General features: G+C 67.1%; 7 protein-coding genes. 1 reads left to right on the top strand and 6 read right to left on the bottom strand.

Features of this window, described 5'->3' with window-relative positions; translation table 11 throughout:
• Window positions 1-247: 247 nt before the first annotated feature.
• The gene (locus BRAO375_RS32055) at window positions 248-1027 is read right to left on the bottom strand and encodes a protein phosphatase CheZ (RefSeq protein WP_009031587.1); all 780 of its coding nucleotides are present in this window, start codon (window positions 1025-1027) and stop codon (window positions 248-250) included.
• Window positions 1028-1334: 307 nt separating this feature from the next.
• On the opposite strand from BRAO375_RS32055, the gene BRAO375_RS32050 reads away from it, so the two are divergent.
• Window positions 1335-2126: a L,D-transpeptidase gene (locus tag BRAO375_RS32050; protein ID WP_009031586.1), complete on the top strand. Its 792-nt coding sequence runs from the start codon at window positions 1335-1337 to the stop codon at window positions 2124-2126.
• Window positions 2127-2206: 80 nt separating this feature from the next.
• Here BRAO375_RS32050 and BRAO375_RS32045 read toward each other — a convergent pair whose 3' ends face one another.
• From BRAO375_RS32045 to BRAO375_RS32025, 5 genes are all read right to left on the bottom strand, one after another.
• A complete protein-coding gene (locus BRAO375_RS32045; protein ID WP_009031585.1) occupies window positions 2207-3019 on the bottom strand; it encodes a DUF2076 domain-containing protein in 813 nt (270 codons plus the stop codon).
• 208 nt (window positions 3020-3227) lie between these two features.
• A complete protein-coding gene (locus tag BRAO375_RS32040; protein WP_009031584.1) occupies window positions 3228-4070 on the bottom strand; it encodes a ChbG/HpnK family deacetylase in 843 nt (280 codons plus the stop codon).
• Window positions 4067-5110, bottom strand: a complete 1044-nt coding sequence (locus BRAO375_RS32035; RefSeq protein WP_009031583.1) for a glycosyltransferase family 2 protein — start codon at window positions 5108-5110, stop codon at window positions 4067-4069. The genes BRAO375_RS32040 and BRAO375_RS32035 overlap by 4 nt, the downstream gene beginning before the upstream one ends.
• Window positions 5111-5181: 71 nt before the next feature.
• Window positions 5182-6159, bottom strand: a complete 978-nt coding sequence (gene hisG, locus BRAO375_RS32030; RefSeq protein WP_009031582.1) for an ATP phosphoribosyltransferase — start codon at window positions 6157-6159, stop codon at window positions 5182-5184.
• Window positions 6156-7316 carry an ATP phosphoribosyltransferase regulatory subunit gene (locus tag BRAO375_RS32025; RefSeq protein ID WP_009031581.1) on the bottom strand — a complete coding sequence of 387 codons (1161 nt, stop codon included), beginning with the start codon at window positions 7314-7316 and terminating at the stop codon, window positions 6156-6158. The genes hisG and BRAO375_RS32025 overlap by 4 nt, the downstream gene beginning before the upstream one ends.
• Window positions 7317-7365: the final 49 nt, after the last annotated feature.

Here is a 7365-nt window from a genome sequence, read left to right as displayed (position 1 = left end):
TGCGTGTCTCAGCACATTCCGCTGCGCTTCATGTGAGCCGACCCTCCCCCTCCACGGGAGGGTGGCAGCGTGGCTCATCGCCAAGCTGCGCGCTGCGGAATAGGGAGCGTGCCCGAATCTTCTAGCTTCGGTTCCGCGGAAACACATCGGCCCTTGGGACCGCTTCAGCCGAACGGGACAAACGAAAAAACGCCGGCGGGAACGCCGGCGTTTTGTTCAAGATCTCGTGTCGCAGATGACGTGGCGCTCAGTTGAACATCGCGTCGATGTCGTCCTGCGAGGCGTGACCGACATCGCCTTCGGCCTTCGGGCCATTCAGCAGCCTGGCGTCGCCCTCGCGGGTGTCGACGATCGGCGGCACATGCGCCTTGATCGCGTCGACGCCACCCCAGATGTCCATCATCACCACGATGTGGTGCTCGATGAACTTCATGGTGGTCATGACTTTGTTGATGCGCTGACCGGTCAGGTCCTGGAAGTTGCAGGCCTCGAAGATCGAGACCACGCGCTCCTGGATCTCCTCGCTGAGGATCTTCTGCTGATCGGCCGAGTCGACCTTGCCGAGCGCGCTGGCGGCGTTGTCGATCGCCTCAGCCGCCTCGAGGATCTGCTGGGTCGCCTGTTCGGTGCCGCCGACGACCGCGCCAAGCTCGCCGTTGACCTTGGCCATCTCCTCGCCGTTGAAGCTCTTGGCGTGGAGGGTGGCGATCTCGCCCTTGGTGCGGTTGATCGCGTCGTGGATCAAGTCGAGCTCGACCTTGAGCTTCTCGCACTGCTCGATCTGGGCGCGATAGGTCTCGAGCAGCGCACGCGCCTCGGCGACCTCGCGTTGAGCGGATTCCTCGATGGCTGCGTTGGCCGAGCTGTTACCGCCGCCGCGGAGGGCGTTGCCCATCTGGGCGCGGATGGCGCGGAGCTCGTCCATGATTTCCTTGTGGTTGGGGCCGATCTCGCCGCCCACGAAGTCGGGCTCCGGCATATGGCCGACGATTGCTTCTTCGATACGGAAACGCTTGCGAACAGCCATGATAGAATCCCTGACCTCTTACTGAGCACAGTTCTAAGCTGTGGCTATTTAACATCGCGTTCACGCCAGGAACCGCCGTTGCGCAACGCCGGCGTGCGCCTGACAGGAACGATTAACCATGCGCCTGCGGCCTTCACGCAAAAGTAACGCTAGCTATCAAATCCGACCTCGCGTGCAGCAATGGTGAATCCAGACGGGCCCTGCGTTTACCAAAGCGATCGGGTTTTGCTCTTTATTGACGATAAGCGACGGCCACATGGCCTCGCGCGACGAACAGTCTTCAGACGAAACAGTACAGAGTACGTCGATGTTCAAATTGGTCCCTACAGCGCTGCTGGCCAGCGCATGCGTCTTCTACTGCGGTCTGGATCGGGCCGCAGCCCAGGGATTTCAGCAGCCAACGGTGATCTATAGCGGACCGCCGCAGCAGAGTACGCCGGTGCGTACGGCCTATGTCGAACGCTCGCGGATGGGCGGCGGCTTCATCGAATTCCTGTTCGGCGATCAGCAAGGCGGCCGCGGCGCTCCGCCTCCGGGACAGCCGATGTATCAGCAGCAGCCGTCCTATTACGGGTCGCAGCCCACGGCACCGGGCGTCGCGCCTCAGCAGGGCTATCCGGACGAGGAGGCGTATGAGCAGACGCAGCGCCCGCTCGATCCGAAATACGAAAAACAGATCGTTGACTATGACGGCAAAGAACGGCCGGGGACCATCGTCATCGATACACCTAACAAGTTCCTCTATCTGGTGCAGGGCGACGGCCGGGCGCTGCGCTATGGCATCGGCGTCGGCCGTCCCGGCTTTACCTGGTCGGGCGTGAAGACGATCTCGGCCAAGCGCGAATGGCCGGACTGGACGCCGCCGCCGGAGATGCTGGCGCGGCGGCCCGACCTGCCGCGCCACATGGAGGGTGGCCCGCAGAACCCGCTCGGCGCGCGCGCGATGTATCTCGGCTCGTCGCTGTATCGCATCCACGGCTCCAACGAGCCCTGGACGATCGGCACCAATGTCTCATCGGGCTGCATCCGCATGCGCAACGAGGACGTCATCGACCTCTATACCCGCGTGAACGTCGGCACCCGCGTCATCGTCCTCTAGGACTCCCTCAGGGCGTCTGATCATCAAGCAGAAGGCCGCCCTCGAGGGCGGCCTTCGTCGTTTCATCTCATGCTGGTTGCTCAGGCGTAGTCGCTGCCGCCGTCGTCATCGCCGCCATAGCCGTCGTCACCATCGAAATCGGCAGGGTCGGCGTCGTTGCCGTTGTCGTCATAGCTGGCCTGGTCGAACAGGCCGGCGCGGCTGCCACCATCGCCGGAGCGGCCGATGTCGTCGAGCCCGGCATCGCGCGCCAGCGAGCCGCTCGACTGGTCGCCGCCGCCCCACGGGCTGCCACCGCCGCCACGCTCCTCGATGATCGTGGTGTCGCCGAACGCTTGATGCTGGCCGCCGCCCATCATCGAGCGGATGCCGCCGAGCAGCAGCGAGCCGCCGACCATGCCGGCGGCGGCCGCCGCCGCCGTCCCCAGGAACGAGCCGCCTCCGCCGCCGAAGACGCCGCCGCGCGGCTGGCCGAAACCGCCCTGGTCATACGGACCGGGCTGTGGCGGGTAGCCGGGCTGGCCCTGGTAGCCGCCAGGCATCGTCTGGCCGCTGTTCCAGACCGGCCGGCTCGTGGACGGCGGCGGGACATTCGGTACCGAGCCGCGGCTGCCGGACGAGCCGAAGATGCTGTCGCGCATCGAATCCAGGAAGCTGCCGGATTGCGGCTGCGGCGCGCTTTGCGCGTGCTGCAGCTCCTCGATCCGGGCGTTGGCGCGCTTCAGGGCCTCGTCCTGCACCAGCACGGTCTGCACCAGCGCATAGACGGCGTTGGGCGCCTGCTGCAGCCCCCGGGCAATGGCGGCGGCAGCCTCCGGATCGCGCGGCGCACTCTCCAGCTTGGCAAGCCGGTCGAACAGATCGTCGATGAGTTGGCGTTCTTGCGGTGTCATGTGCTTCTCCTGCCGCCTGGCCGGGTTCCGGCGAAGCGCGGCCAAGATCTAGGGGGACTTTGTGGTGCGGCTAGTCGGGCTGCGGATTAAATTTCCGTATGCGACAAAGCGTCTGGGGCTTTGCGGAAGCGCTGTCGATCTCCACGCCGCGTTCATCACGGGGGAAACGCGGTCAGCCGGCATTTTGTTCGTCGGTGGCGCGAAAGGTTCAGGCCAGCGTCACCCGGCGGCGCTCGAGCAGACCGGCAAAGTGCTCGCCGGCGAGATAGGCATGCTCATGCTCGCGCTGAACGGTCAGCGGATCGAGCTCGATCAGGATGTCATCGACGAAGCCGGGATGGCACATCACGAGGCCATGCTCGGGCAGATCGTTCAGGAAGCCGTCCATCAGCGAACCGAAGTCAGAGGCCTTGGTGAAGTCGTAGGCGCCGGCAAAAGCGGGGTTGAAGGGGATCGCGGCGCGCGCGGCATGGCGGCGGAATTGCGCGCTCAGCAGGTCGAGCAGCAGCGCCTTGGGCGCCGTGAGCCGCTGCATCAGCGGCGCATTGCGGCCGCCCTGGCGGACCCAGGCCGATGGCGCGGCTTCCTTGACGGCGGCGAGGAAACCCTCGCGCACCTGCGGATAGAGCTGGGCGTGCTGGTGGCCGTCGACGAAATCAGGGGCGCGGCCGAACAGCTCGCCGAAAGCGTTGAGCTGAACCATGACCTCGGCGCGGATCATCTCGGGGTCGAGCCGGCGCATCAGCCCGGCGCGCAGCAGTTTTGGAAAGGGCAGGAACATGCCGCCCTCGGCGGGGCGGAAATGCATCGTCAGCGGCCGGAACGGCGCGGTCAGCGTGACGTGCAAGCCGATGGCGCAACGCGGGCTGTCGGCGGCGACCTTGGTCAGCTCCTTGACCTCGTCGCGTCCAATCGCCGCGCCGACGGTCATCACCGACGTGGCGTTCAGGCGGCCGCGCGCGATCAGGTCGCGGATCGCGTTGTTGACGCCGGGGCTGATGCCATAGTCATCCGCGCACAGCCAGATGCGCCGGTGCGGCGCCTCGCTCATTCGGCGGCGTTCCTCTCGGTGCCGTCGCTGCGCGCGTCGACCGTGGCGCGCTTCTCGCTGTGCTCGGCGACGAAGTAGATCGGCCGCGCCTTCAGCTCGGACAGGATCTTGCCGATATACTCGCCCATGATGCCGATCATGATCAGCTGCACGCCGCCGATCGTCATCAGGCCGACCATCAGCGAGGGATAGCCGGGCACCGACTTGCCGGTGGTGAAGGTCTCCCACAGGATCGACAGGCCGAACAGGAAGGCGGCGGAGGCGAGCAGGATTCCCAAGAGGCTGGCGAAGCGCAGCGGCGCCACGGAGAACGAGGTCAGGCCCTCGATCGACAGGCCGAGCAGGCTGGTGACGTTGAAGGTGGTGACGCCATGCGCGCGCGCCGCGGGCTCGTAGTCGACGCGGATCTGGCGGAAGCCGATCCAGCTGGCGAGGCCCTTGAAGAAGCGGTTGCGCTCGGGCAGCTGGCGCAGCGCGGCCACCGCGCGGGGGGACAGCAGGCGGAAGTCGCCGGCATCCTCCGGGATCTTCTGCCGCGCGCCCCAATTGATCAGCGAGTAGAACCCGTGCACGGCCACGCGGCGCAGGAACGGCTCGTTGTCGCGATGCGCCTTCGCCGTGTAGACGACGTCGTAGCCGTCCTTGATCCAGTGCGAGACGAGCTGCTCGACCAGCGCCGGCGGATGCTGGCCGTCGCCATCCATGAACAGCACGGCGCCGCGCCGGGCATGATCGAGGCCGGCCATCAGCGCCGCCTCCTTGCCGAAATTGCGCGACAGCGACACCACCTGCACGTCGAGCGCATCGGCCTGCAGGCCACGCGCAACGGCGAGCGTGTTGTCGCGGCTGCCATCGTCGACATAGACGAGCTCACAGGCCAGCCCGAAGCGCTGCCGCAGGGTGCGGGCGAGATTGTTCAGCCGCTCGTGCAGCGTCGCCAGTCCCGCGCCTTCGTTGTAGACGGGGATAACGATCGACAGTCCCTGCGACGCGGCGTCGGCCGCGGTCGTGGTCAGGTCGGAGACGTCAGTTCCCAGCATCGCTTTGGAGTCCTCGTTCGCCCACCAACATATGGTAGCTGCCGCTGCCTGTCGCTACGATGAACGGCGATTTATGATCGCAGGAAGGCCTCGAGGCGGGCAAACAGCGGATTCTCGCGGTCGAGCACGTAGTCGAGTGAGGCCACCGACACCGTCTCGGCCCCGTGTGTGCGCAGAAAGCTGCCGAGCGCGTAGATCTGCGAAGGCGGGCAGTGCAGGGTGAGCATGCCCGACGAGGTCGGGCCGCCGAACGGCGCCACGACGCCGAAGCGATTGTGCGCCTCGGTCAGCATTGTTGCATCGCACCCTTTGAAGCGGGTGCGGACCTCGCGGTATTTGCTGGCGCGCGCGCGGGCATGGATGTGGTCGAGAATGATCCGGGCGCTCTCGCGCGGGCCGTCCGACCAGTCGGCATCGCGCGAGGCGACGAGATTGGCCTGGCTGCGCAGAATCACGCCGTCGTCGAGCACCTTCAGCCCGTTGGCGGCCAGCGTGGAGCCGGTGCTGGTGATGTCGACGATCAGCTCGGCGGTGCCGACGGCCGGCGCGCCCTCGGTGGCGCCGGCGCTCTCGACGATGCGGTAGTCGACGATGCCGTGGCTCGCGAAGTAGCTGCGCGTCAGGTTGATATACTTGGTCGCGACGCGCATGCGGCGATTGTGCTGGGCGCGGAAGCCGCTGGCGACGTCGTCGAGGTCGGCCATGGTGCGGACGTCGATCCAGGCCTGCGGCACGGCGACGACGACATTGGCGCCGCCGAAGCCGAGCGTGTCGATCAGGAGCACGCGCTTGTCGGCGTCAGGAATGCTCTCGCGCACGAGGTCCTCGCCGGTGACGCCGAGATGCACGGTGCCGCGTGCCAGTTGCGAGGCGATCTCACTCGCAGAGAGATAGGCGATCTCGACACCGTCGAGACCGGAGATGGTGCCGCGATAGTCGCGCGCGCCACCGGGCTTGGAGAGGTTCAGCCCGGCGCGGCCGAAGAACGCCTCCGCATTCTCCTGCAGCCGGCCTTTGGACGGAACGGCGAGAACGAGGGGGCCGCTCATGATGCTCTCCCGCGCGCGGATTTGCCTGCAGCGCTGCTTTGGGCCAGCCGCTCGATCCAGATCGAAAAGCCGACGGCCGGAATGAATGAGGCGGCGCCGAGCTGGTTCAGCAGGCCGTCATAGCGGCCACCGGCGACCAGCGGCTCGTCGCCATTGCCGGGATGGTGCAGCTCGAACTCGAAGCCGGTGTAGTAGTCGAGGCCGCGGCCGAACGATGTGGAGAAGCGCACCTTCGCGAGATCGATGCCGCGCTGGGCCATGAAGCCGGCGCGCGCGTCCAGCGCGTCGATCGCGGCTGCAATGTCCAGCTTGGCGTCGGCGGCGAGCGCGCGGAGCTGCTTGACAGCCTCCGTCGGAGTGTCGGCGATCACCAAAAAGCGCTTGATCAGGTCGAGCGCGTGGCGCGGCAGGGCGCCGCTCTTCAGGGTGGACTGCTCCAGGAATCGATCGGCGATCTCCGCCACCGTGCGGCCGCCGACGGCGGTGGCGCCGGCGATCGACATCAGGTCGGTGACCAGCGCGAGCGCGGCCTTGCGGTCGGAGCCGGCCAGCGCGGCGAGCACGCCTTCGTACTCGTTGCGGGGGGCCACCTCGGCGAGCGCCAAACGCTCCAGATCCTGGGCCAGCGTGCGCTTGCGGTTGAAGTCCTTGATCAGCCGGCGCCGCCACACCGGATACAGATCGAGCGCATCGATCAGCGCTGTGAACAGCGCGACGTCGCCGGTACGGATGTCGACCTCGCCGAGGCCGGCCGCCGCGGTGGCCTCGATCGCCAATGCCAGCATCTCGGCATCGGCTGCGGGATGATCCGTGCGGCCGAACGATTCGATGCCGGCCTGCAGGAACTCGCTCGGACGGCCGCCGCGGTAGCGAAACACCGGGCCGAGATAGCTGAACCCGGCGGGCTGGCCGGCGCGGGCCGAGGCCAGGTAGTCGCGGGCGACGGGAATGGTCAGGTCGGGACGCAGGCAGAGCTCCTCGCCGCCGGCATCCGTGGTCAGATACAGGCTCTTGCGAATGTCCTCGCCGGAGAGATCGAGGAAGGGCTCGGCCGGCTGCAGGATCGCCGGCTCGGCGCGGGCGTAGCCGGCCTCGGCAAAGGACTGCAGCAGCGTGTCCGCCCACGCGGCGGGTCCGGTCGGAGCGGGTCCGGTCATGTCGGTCTTGGTTCCAAATCGGGGTGCGTGCCGCCCTGCGGGGCAGCGG

The sequence above is a fragment of the Bradyrhizobium sp. ORS 375 genome, assembly GCF_000239775.1.
GTDB lineage: Bacteria > Pseudomonadota > Alphaproteobacteria > Rhizobiales > Xanthobacteraceae > Bradyrhizobium.
Note: the sequence above shows the minus strand (reverse complement) of the source record. Positions and strands in the feature narration are given on the sequence as shown.

What these genes read in the sequence shown, in the direction of transcription:
- BRAO375_RS32055 (WP_009031587.1), bottom strand. Translation starts at nt 1,027, where the DNA reads ATGGCTGTTCGCAAGCGTTTCCGTATCGAAGAAGCAATCGTCGGCCAT.
- BRAO375_RS32050 (WP_009031586.1), top strand. Translation starts at nt 1,335, where the DNA reads ATGTTCAAATTGGTCCCTACAGCGCTGCTGGCCAGCGCATGCGTCTTC.
- BRAO375_RS32045 (WP_009031585.1), bottom strand. Translation starts at nt 3,019, where the DNA reads ATGACACCGCAAGAACGCCAACTCATCGACGATCTGTTCGACCGGCTT.
- BRAO375_RS32040 (WP_009031584.1), bottom strand. Translation starts at nt 4,070, where the DNA reads ATGAGCGAGGCGCCGCACCGGCGCATCTGGCTGTGCGCGGATGACTAT.
- BRAO375_RS32035 (WP_009031583.1), bottom strand. Translation starts at nt 5,110, where the DNA reads ATGCTGGGAACTGACGTCTCCGACCTGACCACGACCGCGGCCGACGCC.
- hisG (WP_009031582.1), bottom strand. Translation starts at nt 6,159, where the DNA reads ATGAGCGGCCCCCTCGTTCTCGCCGTTCCGTCCAAAGGCCGGCTGCAG.
- BRAO375_RS32025 (WP_009031581.1), bottom strand. Translation starts at nt 7,316, where the DNA reads ATGACCGGACCCGCTCCGACCGGACCCGCCGCGTGGGCGGACACGCTG.